The 20,685-nt window shown below is 40.8% G+C and carries 18 protein-coding genes; 13 read left to right on the forward strand and 5 right to left on the reverse strand.

Annotation, left to right across the window (positions count from 1 at the left end):
- The first annotated feature begins 275 nt into the window (after nucleotides 1-275).
- The gene (locus tag C1A47_RS05690; protein ID WP_111893293.1) at nucleotides 276-1,478 is read left to right on the forward strand and encodes an acetate/propionate family kinase; all 1,203 of its coding nucleotides are present in this window, start codon (nucleotides 276-278) and stop codon (nucleotides 1,476-1,478) included.
- 27 nt (nucleotides 1,479-1,505) lie between these two features.
- Entirely contained in the window at nucleotides 1,506-3,671 is a 2,166-nt protein-coding gene (gene pta / locus C1A47_RS05695; protein WP_111893295.1) for a phosphate acetyltransferase, read from the forward strand.
- Between the two features lie 54 nt (nucleotides 3,672-3,725).
- On the opposite strand, the gene C1A47_RS05700 is transcribed toward pta, so the two are convergent.
- Nucleotides 3,726-4,184 (reverse strand): GNAT family N-acetyltransferase, encoded by a 459-nt coding sequence (locus C1A47_RS05700; protein WP_111893297.1) that lies wholly within the window; start codon nucleotides 4,182-4,184, stop codon nucleotides 3,726-3,728.
- Nucleotides 4,185-4,301: 117 nt separating this feature from the next.
- Here C1A47_RS05700 and C1A47_RS05705 point away from each other — a divergent pair, with 117 nt between their 5' ends.
- The gene (locus tag C1A47_RS05705) at nucleotides 4,302-5,252 is read left to right on the forward strand and encodes a LysR family transcriptional regulator (RefSeq protein ID WP_111893299.1); all 951 of its coding nucleotides are present in this window, start codon (nucleotides 4,302-4,304) and stop codon (nucleotides 5,250-5,252) included.
- A 1-nt stretch (nucleotide 5,253) separates the two neighbouring features.
- Here the strand turns inward: C1A47_RS05705 and C1A47_RS05710 are convergent, their stop codons facing one another.
- A complete protein-coding gene (locus C1A47_RS05710; protein ID WP_171294345.1) occupies nucleotides 5,254-5,868 on the reverse strand; it encodes a class I SAM-dependent methyltransferase in 615 nt (204 codons plus the stop codon).
- Nucleotides 5,869-6,023: 155 nt separating this feature from the next.
- Here C1A47_RS05710 and C1A47_RS05715 point away from each other — a divergent pair, with 155 nt between their 5' ends.
- The 3 genes from C1A47_RS05715 (at nucleotide 6,024) to C1A47_RS05725 (ending at nucleotide 8,743) form a co-directional block, all read left to right on the forward strand.
- A complete protein-coding gene (locus tag C1A47_RS05715; RefSeq protein ID WP_111893303.1) occupies nucleotides 6,024-7,550 on the forward strand; it encodes a fumarate hydratase in 1,527 nt (508 codons plus the stop codon).
- Nucleotides 7,551-7,635: 85 nt separating this feature from the next.
- Entirely contained in the window at nucleotides 7,636-8,052 is a 417-nt protein-coding gene (locus C1A47_RS05720) for a DUF2059 domain-containing protein (RefSeq protein WP_111893305.1), read from the forward strand.
- A gap of 130 nt (nucleotides 8,053-8,182) precedes the next feature.
- Nucleotides 8,183-8,743, forward strand: coding sequence for a DUF2059 domain-containing protein (locus C1A47_RS05725; RefSeq protein ID WP_111893307.1), 561 nt, complete (start codon nucleotides 8,183-8,185; stop codon nucleotides 8,741-8,743).
- A gap of 45 nt (nucleotides 8,744-8,788) precedes the next feature.
- Here C1A47_RS05725 and clpX read toward each other — a convergent pair whose 3' ends face one another.
- From clpX to tig, 3 genes are all read right to left on the reverse strand, one after another.
- Nucleotides 8,789-10,096 (reverse strand): ATP-dependent protease ATP-binding subunit ClpX, encoded by a 1,308-nt coding sequence (gene clpX / locus C1A47_RS05730; protein WP_111893309.1) that lies wholly within the window; start codon nucleotides 10,094-10,096, stop codon nucleotides 8,789-8,791.
- A 27-nt stretch (nucleotides 10,097-10,123) separates the two neighbouring features.
- Nucleotides 10,124-10,729, reverse strand: a complete 606-nt coding sequence (clpP, locus tag C1A47_RS05735) for an ATP-dependent Clp endopeptidase proteolytic subunit ClpP (protein WP_004753838.1) — start codon at nucleotides 10,727-10,729, stop codon at nucleotides 10,124-10,126.
- 194 nt (nucleotides 10,730-10,923) lie between these two features.
- Nucleotides 10,924-12,258: a trigger factor gene (gene tig, locus C1A47_RS05740; RefSeq protein ID WP_111893311.1), complete on the reverse strand. Its 1,335-nt coding sequence runs from the start codon at nucleotides 12,256-12,258 to the stop codon at nucleotides 10,924-10,926.
- A 315-nt stretch (nucleotides 12,259-12,573) separates the two neighbouring features.
- Between tig and C1A47_RS05745 the strand changes: the two genes are divergently transcribed.
- The 7 genes from C1A47_RS05745 (at nucleotide 12,574) to C1A47_RS05775 (ending at nucleotide 20,636) form a co-directional block, all read left to right on the forward strand.
- Nucleotides 12,574-12,771 (forward strand): hypothetical protein, encoded by a 198-nt coding sequence (locus tag C1A47_RS05745; protein WP_171294340.1) that lies wholly within the window; start codon nucleotides 12,574-12,576, stop codon nucleotides 12,769-12,771.
- Between the two features lie 392 nt (nucleotides 12,772-13,163).
- Nucleotides 13,164-15,383, forward strand: a complete 2,220-nt coding sequence (locus tag C1A47_RS05750; RefSeq protein ID WP_111893315.1) for a TonB-dependent receptor — start codon at nucleotides 13,164-13,166, stop codon at nucleotides 15,381-15,383.
- 80 nt (nucleotides 15,384-15,463) lie between these two features.
- Complete coding sequence (locus C1A47_RS05755) at nucleotides 15,464-16,147, forward strand: Fe2+-dependent dioxygenase (RefSeq protein WP_111893317.1); 684 nt, start codon at nucleotides 15,464-15,466, stop codon at nucleotides 16,145-16,147.
- A gap of 370 nt (nucleotides 16,148-16,517) precedes the next feature.
- Nucleotides 16,518-18,215, forward strand: coding sequence for a 2-isopropylmalate synthase (gene leuA, locus C1A47_RS05760; protein WP_111893319.1), 1,698 nt, complete (start codon nucleotides 16,518-16,520; stop codon nucleotides 18,213-18,215).
- A gap of 83 nt (nucleotides 18,216-18,298) precedes the next feature.
- Nucleotides 18,299-19,459, forward strand: a complete 1,161-nt coding sequence (gene metX / locus C1A47_RS05765; RefSeq protein WP_111893321.1) for a homoserine O-succinyltransferase MetX — start codon at nucleotides 18,299-18,301, stop codon at nucleotides 19,457-19,459.
- Nucleotides 19,459-20,052 (forward strand): methionine biosynthesis protein MetW, encoded by a 594-nt coding sequence (gene metW, locus C1A47_RS05770; RefSeq protein WP_111893323.1) that lies wholly within the window; start codon nucleotides 19,459-19,461, stop codon nucleotides 20,050-20,052. The genes metX and metW overlap by 1 nt, the downstream gene beginning before the upstream one ends.
- Nucleotides 20,049-20,636, forward strand: coding sequence for a tetratricopeptide repeat protein (locus C1A47_RS05775; RefSeq protein ID WP_111893325.1), 588 nt, complete (start codon nucleotides 20,049-20,051; stop codon nucleotides 20,634-20,636). The genes metW and C1A47_RS05775 overlap by 4 nt, the downstream gene beginning before the upstream one ends.
- Nucleotides 20,637-20,685: the final 49 nt, after the last annotated feature.

A 20,685-nucleotide genomic window follows, 5' to 3' on the forward strand; every position in this document is an offset into this window, starting at 1 on the left:
TTGAAACAGATTCTCAAGGTGAACTAACTCACTTTGAGAATTAAATATTTTTTTAGGAAATAATCATTATTTCACACAAATTAAATAATATAAGATATTGATTAACAATAATTTTATACCATAAATTATCATCATAATTCTAAAGTAGTATCGGCTAAAGTCTAGCTTGGACGAAAAAATAACCCATGTTAAAAATAATGTATTCGATCAGTCAGGTTCTTCCTAGCACAGATCATCAACAGGAATATGATTTCAATTAAATTGGGAATAATGACGTGTCTACATCTGTTTTAGTGATTAATTGCGGTTCTTCTTCCATCAAATATGCATTGGTATCAGAACGCCGCGAAGATCGTATCTACGGGCTAGCAGAAAATCTTGGCTCAGAAAACGCGCGTATCAAAGGAATTACTGTCGGTGGTCAACCTCTTGAATTGGCGATTCCAAACGCAAATCATGAACAAGCGCTAGAAACTCTGCTCGAACGCCTTTCTCATTATAATCCACAAGCCATTGGTCACCGTGTCGTACACGGCGGCACATTGACTAAAGCACATTTATTAACCCCAGAGATTATTCAACGTATTCGTGAAGCGACTCCGCTTGCACCTTTACACAACCCTGCACATTTGGTGGGAATTGAAGCAACCATGCGTTTGTTCCCAGAACTTCCACAAGTTGCTGTGTTTGATACTGCTTTTCACCAAACCATGCCAGAACATGCGTATCGTTACGCAGTTCCTAAATTCTTATTTACTGACCATAACGTGCGTCGTTACGGTTTCCACGGTACAAGCCATGCTTATGTTTCAGAACGCGGCTCAGAACTGGCTGGCAGCTTAAAACAAGGTGGCTGGCTGACTGCTCACCTGGGTAATGGTAGCTCAACCTGCGCGATTTGGAATGGTCAAAGTGTAGATACTTCTATGGGCCTGACACCGCTTGAAGGCGTGGTTATGGGCACACGTAGTGGTGATGTTGACCCAAGTATTCACAGCTTCTTGGCAAGCAACTTGGGTTGGGACATCTTCAAAATCGACAAGATGCTCAACAAAGAAAGCGGTTTGCTCGGTTTATCTGACAACTTGTCGAATGACATGCGCACCTTGATTGAAGCCTCAGAACAAGGCAATGAAGATGCAGCTTTAGCGATTGAAGTATTCTGCTACCGCTTGGCGAAATCTTTAGCAGCACTCAGCTGTGGTTTACCGCGTATTGACGGTTTATTCTTCACAGGTGGTATTGGTGAAAACTCGGCATATATCCGTGAAAAAACTATGACCTATTTGCCGCACTTTGGTTTCAACCTCGACAAAGAGAAAAATAACACCTTAAAACGTGGTACTGAAGGACAGATTGATACAGGCACTGGCCCTCAAATTTGGGTGATTCCAACCGATGAGGAAGGCCGTATCGCGAAAGAAACCGAGCATGTCGTAGAACAGCTTAGCCGTGAGGCAAACGCAGCGATTGCTTAATCTATAAAATTAAAATCAGGTGTTTTTATGAATACCCTTCTTCTTATTCCAACCGAGGAAAGCGCAGGTCTCACCTCCGCTTGCCTCGGCATGATTTACGCACTGGACTGTAGTGGCATTAAAGCGGGTTTTGTGAAACCGTTTTGTCAGGAACAAGACCAAAATCATAACCGTACAGCAGCGCTCTATGCACAGCTTTTCCAAGCTCAAGCCACTGCATCCATTACCCATCAGCAAATTTTAAATGCAATGAATTCTGGGGAAGTCGATGAATTGCTTGAAGATGCGGTTCGACTCCATCGTGAAGTTTCAAAAAAACATCAAGTGATTATTGTTGAAGGTTTATTGGCAACAGCAGAAGATTATTTTGCCAATGAACTGAATGCACAGCTTGCGAAAGCACTCGATGCCAAAGTCGTTTTTGTCAGCAAAGCAGATTTAAACCAACCACGTCAAACCGCAGAAAAAATTGAAGCGAGTTTACGTCATTTTGGTGGACTCGAAAGCAAGCGGACTGCGGGCATCTTGTTCATGCGCACTAAAGGTTTGGCTGAAAATGCAGCGCAAATTCCTGTCGCGCTTGACACCTCATTACGCCTTGAAAAAGAAATTTCTGAATTCACGACAGCGCTGCAAAAGTTCAATCGTCATATTGGCACAGCAGCACTGCCAATTGTCGGTCTCGTACCATTTAGCAATACGCTCAGCGTGCCTCGTACACTTGACATCGCAAGCAGCATTAAGGCTACATGGGTTAATGAAGGGACTGCCGCACAGCGCCGCGTACTTCACACCAGCCTAATCGCATCAAGCATTGAACATGAACTGAATAAATTTGTGGCGGGCGAACTGATTATCAGTGCCTCAGAACGTATTGATGTTATCTTGGCTGCAAGTCTTGCCACTCAAAATGGTGTGCCGCTTTCAGGTCTTATTCTGACTGAACGTGAAGCGCCAAATGCACAAGTTCTAGAATTCTGTAAAACAGCGATTCAGCAAGGCTTGCCTGTACTCCATACCTCGCTAAACACCTTGGAAACTGCTCAACGCTTGGCAACGCTCAGCAACGAAGTTCCAACCAATGATTTGGAACGTGCAGAGCAAGTCACTCGCTTTGTTTCTAGTCACATCGATCCAAACTGGTTAAGTCAACATAGCGAAGCTGCGACTCAGCCACGTCTATCGCCTTCGGCTTTCCGTTATGAGCTCGTTCAAAAATCAATTGCAGCGAAAAAACGCATCGTACTGCCTGAAGGTGATGAGCCACGTACCGTTGAAGCAGCAGCGATCTGTCAATCTCGTGGTCTAGCACACTGTATTTTGCTGGCTAAACCAGAACAGGTTTTAGAAGTTGCCAAAGCACGTAATATTGAACTGCCAAGCGATCTTGAAATTGTCGATCCTGACAGTATTCGTGCGCAATATATTGAGCCAATGGTTCAGTTGCGTAAAGGCAAGCTTGATGCAGCTCAAGCTGAAGAACAACTGCAAGATACGGTTGTTTTAGGCACCATGATGCTTGCGCTCGATCAAGTCGATGGTTTGGTTTCAGGCGCAGTGCATACCACAGCCAATACCGTTCGCCCTGCGTTTCAGTTAATCAAAACTGCACCTGAATATTCTCTGGTATCTTCTGTGTTCTTCATGTTGTTGCCAGACGAAGTTTATGTGTACGGTGACTGTGCAATTAACCCAGATCCAACAGCGGAACAGTTAGCAGAAATTGCGATTCAGTCAGCAGACTCAGCCAAAGCTTTTGGTATTGAGCCACGTATTGCCATGATCAGCTACTCAACAGGTACATCAGGTGCAGGTGCAGATGTTGAAAAAGTGGCTCAGGCAACTGAGATTGCTCAACAGCGTCGCCCAGACTTGCTGATTGATGGCCCGCTACAATACGATGCCGCTTCGGTTGAAAGTGTAGGTCGCTCAAAAGCACCAAATTCACCCGTTGCTGGTCGCGCCAATGTGTTTATTTTCCCTGACCTCAACACAGGTAACACCACTTACAAAGCAGTACAACGTTCTGCAAATGTCGTCAGTGTTGGCCCGATGTTGCAAGGTTTGAATAAACCTGTAAATGACTTGTCACGTGGTGCTTTGGTTGATGACATCGTGTTTACGATTGCTTTAACTGCCATTCAGGCGGAACAACAAGCTGAAGCTAAAACTGCCGCAGCGAAAGCATCATAATTTATTGCAAAAAATGACATAGGAAAGCCACTCCATCGTTTGAGTGGCTTTTTTCTATTTACAATTCAAATGAAGATGGTAAATCCCATGCTCAATCACAAAACCCAATTTTTGATATAGCTTTTGTGCCCGTAGATTATCCATCCCTGTTTCTAAAGCGATATAGACTGCATCATGAGCTTTTGCAAATGCAATTCCTTGCTGCATTAAAACCTGCCCGATAGACTTTCCACGATGATCGGCTTGAATAAATAAATCATTAATCACCCAAACCCGTCCCACCTCTAAAGATGACCATAATGGATAAAGCTGAATAAACCCGACCAGTTGCTCTGAAATTTGAGCAACAAAAATCTGAGATCTGGCTTGATTCAAATGTGCCGATAAAAATGCCGTTGCGCCAAGATGATCAGGTGCTTTTCCGTAAAATTCACGGTACTGGTTAAATAATTTCGCTAAAACATCCATATCCGCCAATGTTGCCTCACGAACGGTACACACTGATTTAGACATAAAATCCCCTTATTTTTTCAATTGATTGAATGAGTCAAAGGATTATGGCTAAATCAAAACATATCTAAAAATACTTAATTTTTTGCTCTTCATTCATTTTTGATATAGATTTTAATTATGTTTCATTACCGTCACATCGAAATTTTTCAAGCCATTATGAAAACGGGCAGCATTACGGGCGCTGCTCATCTGTTATTTACTTCGCAACCCACCATTAGCCGTGAAATTGCACGATTTGAAACGCTATGTGGGTTTCCTTTATTTGACCGTCGAAATGCAAAAATATATCCAACCGAAGCAGCATTAACCCTGTATGAAGAAATACTTCAGTCCAATATTGGACTGGAACGTGTGTTTAATACGGCTCAACAAATCAAGAATCATCAAATTGGGGAACTTCAATTGTGTTGTTTGCCATTTTTAGCCACAACACTCTTACCGACTGTAATTGCAAAATTTAAATCGCATACACAGCACACCCAGATTTGCATCACTCCGCTTGAATCTCCATTCATTGAAACCCAGTTGTCTTCACAACAGTTTCATCTCGGTCTAATTGAGCACCAATCAATACCACTGGGGACAACTTTGCAGTTTCAGTTTAAAAGTAATGAAGTCTGTATTCTGCCTGACACTCATCCCTTATTGGACAAAGCTGAGTTACAACTTGAAGATTTCGCAGCTCATGAATTTATTTCTCTGGCCAAGCAAGACCCATACCGACAGCAGATTGATCAGGTTTTTCATCAGCATCATATTCAACGCCAGCTTAGCATTGAAACTCATAGTGCCCACTCGATTTGTACAATGGTTCAAAAAGGTCTGGGTGTCTCAATTGTCAATCCATTGATCATGCTGGATTATCTTGGCTCAGGTTTGCAATGGAGACCGATCACTTTCTCTATTCCTTTTACTCTGAGTTTGGTTCGTCCAGATTACAGACCTGTTTCTAGGCTAGCGGATCTATTTATTGCGGATTTAATCGCTGTATTAAGCGATGCACAGCAGTTACTTGAACAACATCATGTTGCAAATTCATTGATCAAGTTCAGCTCAGCCGCCCAATAATTTATGCCCGAATATATTGGACTAGCCAAACGGTATGCCCAGTACAGTCAACATCTTCAGCAAGCATGTGAATCAGTTGGAAACCATACTGATGTAACAAGGAACGATATTCTTCAGGCGCTAAACTGGCGTGATAGAGCGGCTTCCCAAACATTTCTCCAATAGACTCACCATTGGCAGGCCCACTGGTAAACATCAGTACTGTACTTGTTTGAGAGCACTGTTCAAATCGGGCAAACATGTCACGCTGATCTGATCTGGTTAAATGAAAGAAACTGTCCCAAGCTAAAATTCCCTGAAATCGCTGTGCAGGACTAAAACTTCGCATATCGGCCTGAATCCACTGCTGCTCAGGAAAATGAATCTGTGCCATTTCTAACATTACCTCAGCACTATCCACGCCCGTAATCTGACAGCCTTGCTGAATAAGATACTCGGCAATTGGCTGACCTGAACCACAGCCCAAATCTAAAACATGGGCAGGTTGAGCAAGTAAAGCAAGAAAACGATCTAACCACTGTTTTTCATATAAATAAGTACCGCGCAACTTCGTCCATTGACGACCATACTGACGGTATATCTCGATAATATTTTCAGCGAGGTTTTCTTGGGTCATCATCTTCCCTCTTGATCACGAATATCTCTTTAGATAGCGCTATCTTTAGTATGATCTAAACTTGGCTCAAAATCTCAGCAAAACTGCCCACAGACCTGTCGTTTTGTCATATAATTTAGCCCGCTAGCTAACAGCCCGCTCAAGAGACTTTTGATATGACAACCATTATCAAACAAGATGACTTGATCACTTCGGTCAAGGATGCCTTACAGTTTATTTCATACTATCATCCACAAGATTTTATTCAGGCAATGAGCCGTGCGTATGATCGTGAAGAAAACCAAGCAGCCAAGGATGCAATCGCACAAATTCTAATTAACTCGCGTATGTGTGCAGAAGGTCATCGCCCAATCTGCCAAGATACCGGGATTGTCAACGTGTTTGTTGATGTGGGCTTAGACGTTAAATTTGAATTAACCTTGAGTCTTGATGATGCGATCAACGAAGGTGTACGCCAAGGTTACTTAGAAAACACCAACGTACTTCGTGCATCCGTTTTAGCAGATCCTGCATTTGGCCGTAAGAACACCAAAGACAATACGCCTGCCGTGATTCATTATAAACTCGTACCTGGCAACAAAGTTGATATTACCGTTGCAGCAAAAGGCGGCGGTTCAGAAAATAAATCTAAACTTGCAATGTTAAACCCGTCTGACTCGATTGTGGACTGGGTACTTAAAACTGTTCCAACGATGGGTGCAGGCTGGTGTCCACCAGGGATGCTCGGTATCGGGATCGGTGGTACTGCTGAAAAAGCCATGATGCTTGCAAAAGAAGCACTCATGGAAGAAATCAACATGGACGAACTTCTTCGTCGTGGTCCTCAAAGCAAAATGGAAGAGCTTCGTATTGAAATCTTCGAAAAAGTAAATGCTTTGGGGATTGGTGCACAAGGCCTTGGCGGTTTAACGACTGTTCTTGATATTAAAATCAAAGATTACCCTTGCCATGCTGCAGGCAAACCAGTTGGTATGATTCCAAACTGTGCAGCAACCCGCCATGCGCATTTCCAACTTGATGGTTCAGGTCCTGCACACATTCAAGCACCTAAACTTGAAGATTACCCTCAAGTGGCTTGGGATGCATCGAAATCTAAGCGTGTAAACCTTGACACCATCACTCAAGAAGAAATGAACTCTTGGAAACCAGGTGATACGCTTCTTCTTAACGGTACAATCTACACAGGTCGTGACGCTGCACATAAACGTATGGTTGACATGCTGAATAACGGTGAAGAACTTCCTGTAGACCTTAAAGGTAAGTTCATTTACTACGTTGGGCCTGTTGATCCAGTGGGTGATGAAGTGGTTGGTCCTGCAGGCCCTACAACTGCAACACGTATGGACAAGTTCACTCGCCAAGTCTTAGAAGCGACTGGCATGTTCGGTATGATTGGTAAAGCAGACCGTGGTCCTGCTGCAGTTGAAGCAATCAAAGACAACAAAGCAACGTATTTAATGGCTGTTGGTGGCGCTGCATACCTCGTATCTAAAGCGGTTCGTCAGGCAGAAGTGGTTGCTTTTGCTGACTTAGGTATGGAAGCCATCTACAAATTTGTCGTTGAAGATATGCCTGTTTCTGTTGCGGTCGATGTGAATGGTACGTCAATCCATGCGATTGCACCAAAAATCTGGCAAGAAAAAATCGGCAAGATTCCAGTTGTAGATGCAACAGCGGGTTAACCGAAATACATCAAAAAACACGCCTCAGGGCGTGTTTTTTTATTTAAATTATTACGCTAAAGCGAATGCAATAAGGTCATTTCCCATGCAACTCAAGAGTATTAGTCAAATCATCACTTTACTTGGAGGCTTGTTTTTATTTGACCTGAGTCATGCACAGCCCGCATCTCAAGGCTCCATTGATCAACTCTTTGATATCTTAAAGATTAAACAAAACACTCAAGCAATCGTTCAACCCCAACAGTTACAAATGCTTGGTTTAAACCAAGAACAATTTTGGCAAGATGTAGAACCCGAACTTAAACAACTCTATCAAAAAAATCTATCTGAACAAGAAGTTCAAGCACTCAACCGTTTTTACCAAACCCCTGAAGGTCAATCACTTGCAGCACAAATGCCTTCTTTAAGCCAAGAAACATATGATCATGTCATTCATAACATGATGGACAACAGCGCTAATAATCACAGCCTGCTAAAAGTTCTCGTCAATGATAATGCTTAATTCAATTCGGTGAAAAATTTAGGCATAATTCAAAATTATGCCTAAATAATAATTAAATATTTAAAACAATATCCTTTAAATCATCATTTAAAAATTCTTTTTCTTATTCACAATATTTCGAGTTTGTATTATGCAAAATAAACACATGATTCTAAAACTGATTGTCATTGGTCTTTGCAGCTTGGGTTTTAGTCAAGTTGCTCTTGCTTCTCCTGCAAAACCTGCTTCTGTAGATGAGTTAATTCAACTTTCAAATGCAGAAAAATTAGTTAAGGAATCAGTGAATAGCTACACTCCTTATTTCCAGAAGCATTCTGAGCAAGTCATTAAAAACTATACAGGCCATCAGGTTCTGACCGAGCAAGATCAGATAGCAGCTCACAAACTAACAAACATCTTTCTCAGCACTGTTGAAATCTTCTTACAGCAAGCCAAACCTGTTGAAATTGTGAAAAATATTTATACCAAGCAATTATCTGAAGAAGAAGTTCAAGCCTATATTCATTTTCTGAAATCTCCTGAAGGACAATCGATTAACCAAAAGATGCCAATCATTTTGCAGCAAACAGCACAACAAATTAATCAGGTGACAGAGAATCTCACTCAAGATAAAAAGTTTCAACAACAAATGACTCAGCAAATTGCTGATGTCCTCAAACCTTTACCAAAACAATCAATACAAAATAAATAGACATAAAAAAAACGCGCACATAGCGCGTTTTTTTATATTTGAGTTTTAAGCAGATTTCGAATCAATGATTTTCAAATCTGTTTTCTCAACAGCCACTTGCTGACTTTTATGAATCCGCTCAGCTTTTACTTCGGGCTCAGCTTGATCATTAATCACAGCATCATTAATGATGACTGTACCGACATCTGTACGACTCGGTAAATCATACATGGTATCGAGTAAAACATTTTCCAGAATTGAACGCAGACCACGTGCACCCGTATTACGCTCTAGCGCTTTTTTGGCAACAGCGTGTAATGCAGACTCTTCAAAAACCAAATCTACATTTTCCATATCAAACAAATGTTGATACTGACGTGTTAATGCATTTTTAGGTTCAGTCAAAATCTGGATTAAAGCGTGTTCATCTAGTTCATCGAGTGTCGCAATCACAGGTAAACGACCGATAAACTCAGGAATCAGACCGAATTTAACCAAGTCTGTTGCTTCAACCTGACGGAACAATTCAGAGACTTTTTTATTGTCATCTTTATTCTTCACTTCAGCATTGAAACCAATTCCACCTTTTTCCTGACGCTGTTGAACGATTTTTTCGAGTCCAGAGAAAGCACCACCACAAATAAACAAGATATTCGATGTATCAATCTGAATAAATTCTTGTTGTGGGTGTTTACGTCCGCCTTGTGGTGGAATTGAAGCAACTGTACCTTCAATCATTTTCAGCAAGGCTTGTTGTACACCTTCGCCTGAAACATCACGCGTAATGGATGGATTTTCAGATTTACGCGTAATTTTGTCGATTTCATCGATATAGATAATGCCTTTTTGTGCTTTCTCAACATCATAATCTGCTTTCTGTAAAAGCTTCTGTACGATGTTTTCAACATCTTCACCCACATAACCAGCTTCGGTCAGTGTAGTGGCATCTGCCATTGCAAATGGGACATCCAGCAAACGAGCTAAAGTTTGCGCAAGCAAAGTCTTACCTGAACCTGTCGGCCCAACCAGCAAGATATTACTTTTGGCAATCTCGATATCATCATGCTTATGACCAGTTTGCGATACTTTAAGACGTTTATAATGATTATAAACGGCAACCGATAAGGTTTTTTTCGCAATATCCTGACCAATTACATACTGATCAAGCGCCGCACGAATTTCATGTGGCTTTGGCAAAGGACGACTTGCCCAGTCACCTGAGTCGACTTGTTGACTGGTTTGCACCAAGTCAAGACATACGTCCACACACTCGTTACAAATGTATGCGTCCTCACCTGCAATCAGTTTCCCGACTTCAGACTGCGTTTTACCGCAAAATGAACAATGTTTTTGTCCTTGAGGATGGTTGGACATATTTTCTCCAATAAATAATCTTTTACATTATGGACGTTTAGTTAATACAGCATCAACTAAGCCATACTCTTTGGCAGCTTGTGCAGTCATGAAATTGTCACGATCCGTATCACGTGCAACAGTTTCATAATCTTGACCGCTATGTTCTGCCATCAAGCGATTTAAACGCTCTTTAATAAACAGAATCTCACGCGCATGAATTTCGATGTCCGATGCCTGACCACGGAAACCACCGAGTGGTTGGTGAATCATGACACGAGCATTTTCCAAACAATAGCGTTTGCCTTTTGCGCCTGCATTTAACAAGAATGCACCCATAGATGCCGCCTGCCCCATACAGATTGTTGATACATCTGGTTTAATAAACTGCATTGTATCGTAAATTGCCATACCTGCAGTTACCGAACCACCTGGTGAATTAATATAGAGGTGTATATCTTTATCTGGGTTCTCTGCTTCTAAAAACAACATCTGAGCAACAATTAAATTTGCCATGTTGTCTTCAACTTCACCCGTTAGGAAAATGACACGCTCACGCAATAAACGTGAAAAGATATCAAATGAACGTTCACCACGAGAAGACTGTTCAACTACAACTGGAACTAAAGCATTTTCTATATTTGGAACATACATACGTTTATTTATTCCTAAATTTTTATGACTTAAACCTTAACAACAATATGAGGGATAAAAGTCAAAATTGCAAAATTATTCCTTATCTAAATAACAGATAAATAATCGGATTACACTGATTATCTACCGTATTAACAATTTTTCTACAGCATAAAAAAAGGCGCAACAAGCGCGCCTTTTTTTATGTCAAAGGATTAACCTTGCTGACGTGCTTGTTGTTCTTTCAACAATTCGTCATAAGTTACTGCTTTGTTAGTTACTTTTGCAGAAGCCAAGATGAAATCTACAACTTGATCTTCAAGTACAACAGCTTCGATTTGCTGACGTTGTTTTGCATCGGTTTTGAAGTATTCGATCACTTCAGTTGGATCTTCGTAAGAAGAAGCCATATCTTCGATGTAAGCATCAACACGTGTTTGATCAACTTCAAGTTTAGCATCAGCCAATACTTTGCTTACCAATACACCAAGTTTAACTGATTTTTCAGCTTGTTCTTTGAACAAATCATCTGGTAGCAAGCTAGAGTCAAATGCTTTCGCACCTTGAGCACCAAACTGTTGAGTGAATTGTTGGATCATTTGTTGACGTTGACGGTCAATTTCTTGAGCAACCATTGCATTTGGAACTTCGATTTCGTTTGCAGCAACTAATGCATCAAATGCAGCAGCTTTAATTTGGTTACGAAGACCATTTTTCACTTCACGTTCCATGTTTTTACGAACGTCAGCTTTAAGTTTCTCAACACCTTCTTCTTCAGTTAAACCGAAAACTTTTAAGAATTCAGCATCAATTTCAGGAAGTTTTGGTTTTTCAACTTGTTTTACAGTGATTTTGAACTGAGCTTGTTTACCAGCAAGGTTTTCAGCTTGGTAGTCTTCAGGGAAAGTAACGTCAATCACTTTCTCTTCACCAGCTTTCATGCCAACGATGCCATCTTCAAAACCAGGAATCATGCGACCAGAACCTAAAACAAGTTTAAAGTCTTGTGCAGAACCGCCTTCGAAAATTTCACCTTCAATTGAACCTTCAAAATCGAAAGTCACTTGCATGTCTTTTTTCGCCATGCCTTTAGTCACAGCCCAAGTTTGACGTTGTTTTTGCAAGTTTTCGATCATGACATCAACGTCTTTGTCGTTGATTTCAGTTGTTTTACGTTCAACTTCTAGAGCATCAAACGCGTTTACTTCAACTTCAGGATAAACTTCAACAGTCGCTTCGAAAACTAAAGCATCATCTTTGTTTTCAACTTTTTCAATGTTAGGCATACCTACAGCATTGATTTTTTCTTGTTGAATTGCTTCAAATACTGTATCGCGAATGATGTCATTTACAACTTCTTGATAAATGCCCGCGCCATATTCACGGCGTACAACATTTACAGGTACTTTACCTGGACGGAAGCCGTTGATTTTCGCAGTTTTGGCAGTGCGTTTTAAGCGAGCTTCGAATTGCTCGTTAACACGGCTCGTCGGTACAGATACATTTAAACGACGGGCAACGCCCGAAACCGCTTCAGTCGTTACTTGCATGGCTTCCTCAATATCTAGTTAGTAGTAGCAAATTTTTAAAGTCGCCTATTATAAGCCATCATGACACGATATACAAAATTTGGTTCGAGATTATTTTAGCATCATCTTCTATTTTTCACTTTTTTAGTCTATTTAACGAAGAGCATCTGCAAATCTGATGGCTCAAAAAATTAATCTATGCTTAAAAATGATAAAAAATTAGTAAATCTCTTCTTATGAATCATATAAATCTCTTAAAGTGCAACGCTTTTGCATCACAATTTACAATCTGCCTGACTAAACTGCTACTTTGGAGACTTTCTTTGGTGAAAAATTATGAGTATTTTAGACGAAGTTGGAAAAATTGCAGGAGCAATAATTACAGAACAAGGTGTTGATAAGCTTGACCCAGATGCCAACCTTCTTGAAAAGGCCGCAAGTGTAATTGCAGGTTATGAAGCTGCAAAAATCGCAGAAAACAAGTTAGAAGATCAGGATGAAAATGAACAACAAGCATCCGATGATCAATCTTGATTCTTTATCATATTAAATGAGTTACAAATGGCATAAGTTAAGTTTTATTTATTCAAAGCTAATGAGTTTTCACTTTCAGATATGCAAGCTAAAGTCTCAGATTTTTTACAGCTTTAGCTTGCCATAATATACTTCATTCCAAAGAGCATCTCTTAAATGCAATTTATAGACTTATAAAATACAATTCATAAAAACAATTATTAATTAAAAATTAATCAAATTATTAAATAATTATCAATTTCAATATCTTATGAATTTTTGTAATCTTATGTATCTAATTTTACACATTTAAACCTATATTTTAATTGTAAAATCCGATCAATAGAGACTACTATTATAAACAAGAATCATTATTATTTTGCATATCTTTACAAATACACATCCACACCATCATGTCATTTATTCGAACTCGTAAAAAACTGGTTTCATCCGCAATTGTTTCATCACTTTCGCTAATGACAACTGCGACAGCAATTGCGGCCGATGACACTGCAGAGTTGCCAACGATTTACAGCCATGCTTCAACCACTGACAGCTTTAAAGTCGACAAATCTGCAAACAAAAAATATGTTGCGCCTCTACTCGATACACCAAAATCAGTTGCAGTTATTTCACAAAAATTACTACAAGAAACGAATTCGAATACCCTTCTACAAGCACTTGCCAATGAGCCTGGCATTACCCTAGGTGCTGGTGAAGGCGGCACACCATTTACCGATATGCCATATATTCGTGGTTATAGCAGCCAAAGTTCGATTTATGTGGATGGTGTACGTAATTCAACTTCGCAGAATCGTGACATGTTTGCGATTGAACAAGTTGAAATTACAAAAGGCTCTAGCTCAGCGATTTCTGGTGGTGGTGGTGTTGGTGGTAGTATCAACATGATTACCAAAGTGGCGCATCAAGGCGATAAATACCAAGGCTCGATTCAAAGCGGCACAGATAATTACCGTCATATTATGCTCGATGCAAATAAAGACTTTGGTAATGGTGTTGCAGGTCGTGTAGTCGTCATGGGACACCAAAATGATAAACCAGGTTCAAGTGACGGTGCTGAATACAATCGTGTCGGGATTGCACCAAGTATTGCATGGGGTCTAGGTACAGCAACACGTGGCACACTCAGCTATTACTATTTACAAAGTTATGATGAACCAGATTCAGGTATTCCATTTGCAACGACAGGCGGTAAACCAATCTATGTGAAACAAGGCACATACTATGGTTGGAAAAACCGTGATTTTGACAAGCGTGAAAACCACATTGGAACGTTCAAACTTGAACATGATTTCAATGATAATTTAACGCTCTCAAATACTGCGTCATATACAAAATCTAAAACGGATTATGTCTATACCAACCCAGATGACTCTAAAGGTAACATTGCTGCATATGGCACAATTTCTCGTCGTGCTTTAAGTCGTATTGTCGATACCGATGCAATCAATGATCAGTTGGCTTTAACTGGAAAATTCAATACAGGTCGCTTAAAGCACTCATTTAATGTGGGTACTGAGTGGAGCTATCAAGCATCTCAACAAGGTGTACATACCTTTACCAATAGTCAAGGTACAACATCAACTGTTCATAGCACCAATTGTTCTCCAACAACCAGCAATATTGGTGGCTGGTGTACCTCAGTGACTAACCCAACTAATGGTTTATACACAGATACACTGGGTACAATTAAAAACCAGTACACTACGCGTAGCACCACAGCTTCTGTCTATGCATTGGATAGCATTGAATTTACACCACAATGGTTACTCAATTTGGGGGCACGTTGGGATCAGTTTGATACGCAGCGCAAATACTATAAAGATGTGACTAGTGGTAGTACAACTACAGCTGCTGGTACAGTCATTGAAAGCGATTCCAACTTCTTCTCGTATCAAGTTGGCTTAGTCTTTAAACCAACAGAAAACGGCAGCATCTATGCAAGTTTTGCAACCTCTGCGAACCCTGTTGGGGTTGACCAAGGTGACGGCTCAGACTCTGTTTCAGCAAGTTATGATGATCTAAAACCAGAAAAAGCACGTACTGCTGAGTTAGGTACGAAATGGGATTTGTTTAACAGCCGTGCAAATATCACTGCTGCGATATTCCGTACTGAAAAACAAAATACCCGTGTTTTAACTGATGCAAGCACCTATTCAAACGTCGGTAGCAGCCGTGTGAATGGTTTTGAATTTGATATCAAAGGTCAAATCACTGACAAATGGGATATGTCTGCTGGATATAGTTACTTAGACAGCAAGTTGACAAAGTCTGCTTATAACGCGACTACAGCTGTTGGCAAGCAATTACCATTTGTTGCAAAAAATAGTGCAACACTTTGGACAACTTATAAAGTGCTACCAAAACTCACGATTGGTGCTGGCGCACAATATAAAGATAAAGTTTATGCCAACATTACAAGCAACAAGTACTTGCCTGCTTATACTATCTATAACGCAATGGCAAAATACGATGTAAACAAGAATGTGAACATTCAGTTGAATATCAACAACATCAGCAATAAACGCTACTTCACTTCTGCTCATGCAGCCCACTATGCTATTGAGGGCGATGGACGTAATGCTGTACTTGCCATTAACTTTAAATACTAATTTAGACGTGTAATTTCAGACCATTTCTTGTGTACACTGGAAATGGTCTTTTTTATTTTTGAACAACGTATCGAGTTATTATGATTCATCATATTCCAAACGTCTTATCAAAAGAAGAAGTCGCAGAATTTCGTCGTCTGATGGAAACTGCCAACTGGGTCGGTGGTAAAGTGACTGCGGGCACGCTATCCGCATCCGTTAAACAAAATCAGCAACTTTCAGAACAAGATCCACTGACGCATGCTTTAAGTGAACGCGTCATTCAAGCCATTTGGAAAAATCCAGTTTTCCAGTCAGCAGCTCTTCCACACCAGATTATCCCCCCTCTTTTTAACCGCTATGATGAAAGTGAAACCTTTGGCTTTCATGTCGATAATTCAATTCGCTTGATTCGTGGCACCAGCCAGCAAATTCGCACGGATTTGTCTTGCACGCTGTTTTTAAGTGAACCTGAAGAATACGATGGTGGCGATTTAGTGATCGAAGATACCTATGGTTATCACGAAGTCAAGTTACCTGCGGGAGATGTCGTGCTTTATCCGTCAACCAGCTTGCACGAAGTCAGCACCATTAGCCGAGGCACACGCTTTGCTTCATTTTTCTGGGTTCAAAGTCTGATTCGCGAAGACAGCAAACGCCATTTATTGTTCAATCTGGATGAAAGCATCCGTAATCTGCGTGCTGCACATGGCGATGCTTACCCAGAGGTTATGAAGCTGACCAACACCTACCACAACCTGATTCGCATGTGGGCGGAACTATAAAACCACTTTACTAATTTCCCGAAAATATCTTCGGATCACTTTGGGAAATTAGTTTTTATTTGCATTTTAAGACCAATAAATAGAAAAATTTTCCAAACCCTGTACAAAAAATGCAAAAAACGAAAAATATTTTTTATTGTGCAGGATTATAATGATCTTATTGAGTAATGTACCCGAGGTATTATGCCAATGTTATTTGCGATAGCATCTGCCCTGTGGTTTGAACTGCGCTTTGCGCGCACATAAATTTTATTTGCTCATTCAGTGCAAAAACTGAAACACAGTTGAATTCACTTCGTTTAGACACAAAATAATATAGTAGATTGCCCAATTACCCCTCGGCACTGCTGCTATGCAAGGAGCTATCCCCATGATGTTGGCTGACCCAAGCAAAAAATACCGTCGTATGTACCAGCGCGTCGATTTACCCGATCGCCAATGGCCAAATAAGGAAATTACCCAAGCACCTATTTGGATGAGTACCGACCTTCGTGACGGCAACCAAGCGATTTTTGAGCCAATGGATATGGAGCAAAAATTCAAGATGTTCCAGATGTTGGTGAAAATTGGCTTCAAACATATTGAAATCGGCTTCCCGTCTGCATCGCAAATTGACTTCGACTTCACACGTAAATTGATTGAAGAAGGTCATATTCCTGAAGATGTCTATATTGAAGTTTTGGTTCAAGCACGTGACCATTTGATTCAACGTACTTTTGAAGCGCTTGAAGGTGCAAAACGTGCCATCGTACATATTTACAATTCAAACTCACCAACATTCCGTAACAAAGTTTTAAATGTTGATATTGCTGGTGCAAAACAACTTGCAATCAATGCTGCTGAAAAAGTCAAAGAATATGCAGCAAAACAACCAGAAACCGAGTGGATCTTCCAATACAGTCCAGAATGCTTCTCTGCAACTGAATTGGAAGTCGCGAAAGATGTGTGTGACGCTGTGACCGAAATCTGGGATGCTCGCCCAGACAATAAGGTGATTTTAAACTTACCTGCAACTGTTGAAGTCTCTACACCGAATGTCTATGCAGACCAAATTGAATGGATGCATCGCAACATTGCACGTCGTGATGGCATATTAATCTCAGTTCACTGTCACAATGACCGTGGCTGCGGTATCGCGGCATCTGAACTTGCGATTATGGCAGGTGCAGATCGTGTTGAAGGTTGTGTCTTTGGTAATGGTGAACGTACAGGTAACGTCGATGTCGCTGCAATTGCCTTGAACATGTACACCCAAGGTGTTGCGCCAAACTTGGACTTCTCAAACATCAACGAAATTATTGCAACTGTTGAAGAATGTACAGGTTTACCAATTCATCCACGCCACCCATATGCAGGTGACTTGGTCTTCACTGCATTCTCAGGTTCACACCAAGATGCGATTAAAAAAGGCTTTGAACACCAGAAAAATGAAGAAATCTGGGATATGCCATACCTGCCAATCGATCCAAAAGACTTGGGTCGTGACTATGATGCTGTGATTCGTGTCAACAGTCAGTCGGGTAAAGGTGGTATTTCATACTTACTTGAATCTAACTACAACGTCGTTTTACCACGTCGCTTGCAAATTGAATTTAGCCAGATTGTTCAACAACATACCGATGCAACGGCTAAAGAAATTTCAGCAACTGAAATCTGGACATTGTTCAAAGATACTTATGTTGCGATTAAAGACAAAAACTATAGTGCGAAAAACTATAAATTGTCCGATGAAAATGGCAACCAAATCATTGAGCTTGAAATCGAGATTGACGGTGAAACCCAAAACTTGCGCGGTGAAGGTAACGGCCCAATTTCCGCTATCTTGAATGCACTTCAATTGCCAATTGATGTCTTGAACTATGAAGAACGCAGTATTGGTACTGGTGCCAATGCCAAAGCATTAGCCTTGGTTGAGCTTCAAGTCAAAGGCACAGGCAAAAGCGCATTTGGTGCTGGCGTACACGACAACATTGTGACGTCCTCAATCGAAGCCATCATTGCATGTACCAACCGTCTTATTGAACAAGACTTGTTAAGTACAACAGATATTATTTCTGAAGCCGTTTAATCTTAAAAAAACATTTTAAAAGGATACCCAAGTTGGTATCCTTTTCTTTTTTAGAATTCCAAAATATAAGGCGATTTCTACTCGTGTCTTTTTCAGCTGACTCCGTGGGATTGGTCGTCCCGCAAAAGTACCAATTCGAACAGCCCCTTGAACTGGAATGCGGTCGAGTCCTACCTCGTTTTGACCTGATGGTTGAAACTTATGGCACATTAAATGCGGAAAAATCCAATGCAATTTTGATTTGCCATGCGCTCTCTGGTCATCACCATGCTGCTGGTTATCACCATGAAGATGATAAAAAAGCAGGCTGGTGGGATGCCTGTATTGGCCCAGGTAAAGCGATTGATACCAACAAATTCTTTGTGGTTGCACTGAATAATATTGGTGGCTGTAGCGGCTCAACAGGCCCAACTTCACCAAACCCAGAAAATGATAATCTGCCTTACGGCCCAGACTTCCCCCTTGTCACGGTTCGAGATTGGGTCAAGACTCAAGCCATGCTTTCTGACCAATTGGGTATTTCAGTTTGGTATGCCATCATCGGTGGCTCTTTAGGTGGCATGCAGGCATTACAATGGTCTGTTGATTATCCCGATCGCCTTAAAAACTGCGTAATTATTGCCAGTGCACCCAAACTTTCAGCACAAAATATTGCCTTTAACGAAGTTGCCCGCCAGTCGATTTTATCTGATCCAGATTTTCACGATGGTCGCTATTTAGAGCATGACAGTTATCCAAAACGCGGTTTGATTTTGGCACGTATGGTCGGTCATATCACCTATTTGTCTGAAGAAGCCATGAAACAAAAATTTGGACGTGACCTCAAATCAGGCAAGTTCATGTATGGTTTCGATGTCGAATTTCAGGTTGAAAGCTATTTGCGCTATCAAGGCGAGCAATTTAGCCGTAATTTCGATGCCAACACCTATTTGATTATGACCAAAGCATTGGATTATTTCGATCCATCTCGCGAATATGAGCTATCACTCACCAAAGCCATGGCAAATACCAAATGCCGTTTCTTGGTCGTATCATTTACCACGGACTGGCGATTTAGCCCTGAGCGCTCACAAGAAATTGTCAATGCCTTGATCAGTAGTCATAAACCTGTGAGCTATCTTGATATTGAAGCTGAACAGGGTCATGACTCATTTTTATTCCCGATTCCACTCTATGTCAAAGCACTTAGAGCATTCTTAGGTGGTGAAGAACACCTTGCAAGTACGCCACAGGAGACCGTGTAATGCGTTTAGATCAACAACTCGCAGAAAAATGGATTAGCCCTGGCTCAAGTGTTCTAGATTTAGGCTGTGGTGATGGTGAACTTCTCGCTCACATGAGCAAAAAACACCAAATTCGTGCATACGGTTTAGAAATTGATCAAGAAAAGATTGCAATTGCGATCAGTCGAGGGTTAAATATTATACAACAAGACCTCAACATTGGTTTACACCGTTTTGCAGACCAGTCATTTGACTCCGTGGTCATGGCGCAGGCTTTGCAAGCAGTTGATGCACCTGATGTACTATTAAGAGATATGGTGCGTGTGGGGAAACAGGCGATTATTACTTTTCCAAACTTTGCGCATTGGAAAACCCGTTCTTTTCTTGCGTTAAAAGGAATGATGCCCGTTTCTGAAGCTTTACCCTATATGTGGTATAACACGCCAAATATTCATTTATGTACTTTCCGTGATTTTGAAGCCCTTTGTGCTGAAAATCAGATTAGGATTATTAATCGACTCGCCGTAAATGGGAATCAACAAGATAGTTTACTCAGTAAACATATTCCAAATTTGTTTGGTGAAGTCGCAATTTATCGAGTAAGCGCCCTATGAAAAAAGTATTCTTCAGCACCATCTTGTTTGGTATTTTAAGTACTCAGGTTCATGCTGATTACTTACCTTCGGAACAATCGACATCGGCACAAGCTGCACGTTACTCAACAATGGGTTTTAATGACCTGTTAACCGATGCAAAAGCAGGTCAACCTGCTGCACAGTTCTATGTTGCAATGCATTATCAATCTGGTCGCGATGTTTCTAAAGATTTAGGTCAGGCATTTAACTGGTATAAAAAAGCGGCTGATCAAGGTGTTTCCGCTGCCCAGCTCAATGTAGGTCGTATGCTGGTTGAAGGCATCGGGACGCGTAAAAATGAAAGTCTTGGTCGTAAATATCTAGAAAAAGCAGCCAGCCATGGTGACAACCGTGCCAGCTTTAACTTAGCTCTTATTGAAGAACATAATAAAAACTATGTTGGTGCATACCAGTGGTATGAACTTTCAACACGCGACGGCATGTTGGACAACAAAGTCATTGATATGTCTCAAACCAAAAAGACTGCTTTGGCTGCCAACTTAACGCCTGAACAAATTCGTCAAGCCGTTGATCGCGCTGATAAATGGATTCAAGCGCAGTAATATATAGTAAAATGAAATCAAGCACCTACGGGTGCTTTTTTCATACCTA

Origin of the sequence: Acinetobacter sp. MB5 (assembly GCF_003261585.1) — a bacterium.
In the GTDB taxonomy this organism is placed as follows: Bacteria; Pseudomonadota; Gammaproteobacteria; order Pseudomonadales; family Moraxellaceae; genus Acinetobacter.

What these genes read in the sequence shown, in the direction of transcription:
- C1A47_RS05720 (WP_111893305.1), top strand. Translation starts at nt 7,636, where the DNA reads ATGCAACTCAAGAGTATTAGTCAAATCATCACTTTACTTGGAGGCTTG.
- tig (WP_111893311.1), bottom strand. Translation starts at nt 12,258, where the DNA reads ATGCAAGTAACGACTGAAGCGGTTTCGGGCGTTGCCCGTCGTTTAAAT.
- C1A47_RS05710 (WP_171294345.1), bottom strand. Translation starts at nt 5,868, where the DNA reads ATGACCCAAGAAAACCTCGCTGAAAATATTATCGAGATATACCGTCAG.
- clpX (WP_111893309.1), bottom strand. Translation starts at nt 10,096, where the DNA reads ATGTCCAACCATCCTCAAGGACAAAAACATTGTTCATTTTGCGGTAAA.
- leuA (WP_111893319.1), top strand. Translation starts at nt 16,518, where the DNA reads ATGATGTTGGCTGACCCAAGCAAAAAATACCGTCGTATGTACCAGCGC.
- pta (WP_111893295.1), top strand. Translation starts at nt 1,506, where the DNA reads ATGAATACCCTTCTTCTTATTCCAACCGAGGAAAGCGCAGGTCTCACC.
- C1A47_RS05705 (WP_111893299.1), top strand. Translation starts at nt 4,302, where the DNA reads ATGTTTCATTACCGTCACATCGAAATTTTTCAAGCCATTATGAAAACG.
- C1A47_RS05745 (WP_171294340.1), top strand. Translation starts at nt 12,574, where the DNA reads ATGAGTATTTTAGACGAAGTTGGAAAAATTGCAGGAGCAATAATTACA.
- C1A47_RS05715 (WP_111893303.1), top strand. Translation starts at nt 6,024, where the DNA reads ATGACAACCATTATCAAACAAGATGACTTGATCACTTCGGTCAAGGAT.
- metW (WP_111893323.1), top strand. Translation starts at nt 19,459, where the DNA reads ATGCGTTTAGATCAACAACTCGCAGAAAAATGGATTAGCCCTGGCTCA.
- C1A47_RS05755 (WP_111893317.1), top strand. Translation starts at nt 15,464, where the DNA reads ATGATTCATCATATTCCAAACGTCTTATCAAAAGAAGAAGTCGCAGAA.
- C1A47_RS05750 (WP_111893315.1), top strand. Translation starts at nt 13,164, where the DNA reads ATGTCATTTATTCGAACTCGTAAAAAACTGGTTTCATCCGCAATTGTT.
- C1A47_RS05700 (WP_111893297.1), bottom strand. Translation starts at nt 4,184, where the DNA reads ATGTCTAAATCAGTGTGTACCGTTCGTGAGGCAACATTGGCGGATATG.
- clpP (WP_004753838.1), bottom strand. Translation starts at nt 10,729, where the DNA reads ATGTATGTTCCAAATATAGAAAATGCTTTAGTTCCAGTTGTAGTTGAA.
- C1A47_RS05725 (WP_111893307.1), top strand. Translation starts at nt 8,183, where the DNA reads ATGCAAAATAAACACATGATTCTAAAACTGATTGTCATTGGTCTTTGC.
- C1A47_RS05775 (WP_111893325.1), top strand. Translation starts at nt 20,049, where the DNA reads ATGAAAAAAGTATTCTTCAGCACCATCTTGTTTGGTATTTTAAGTACT.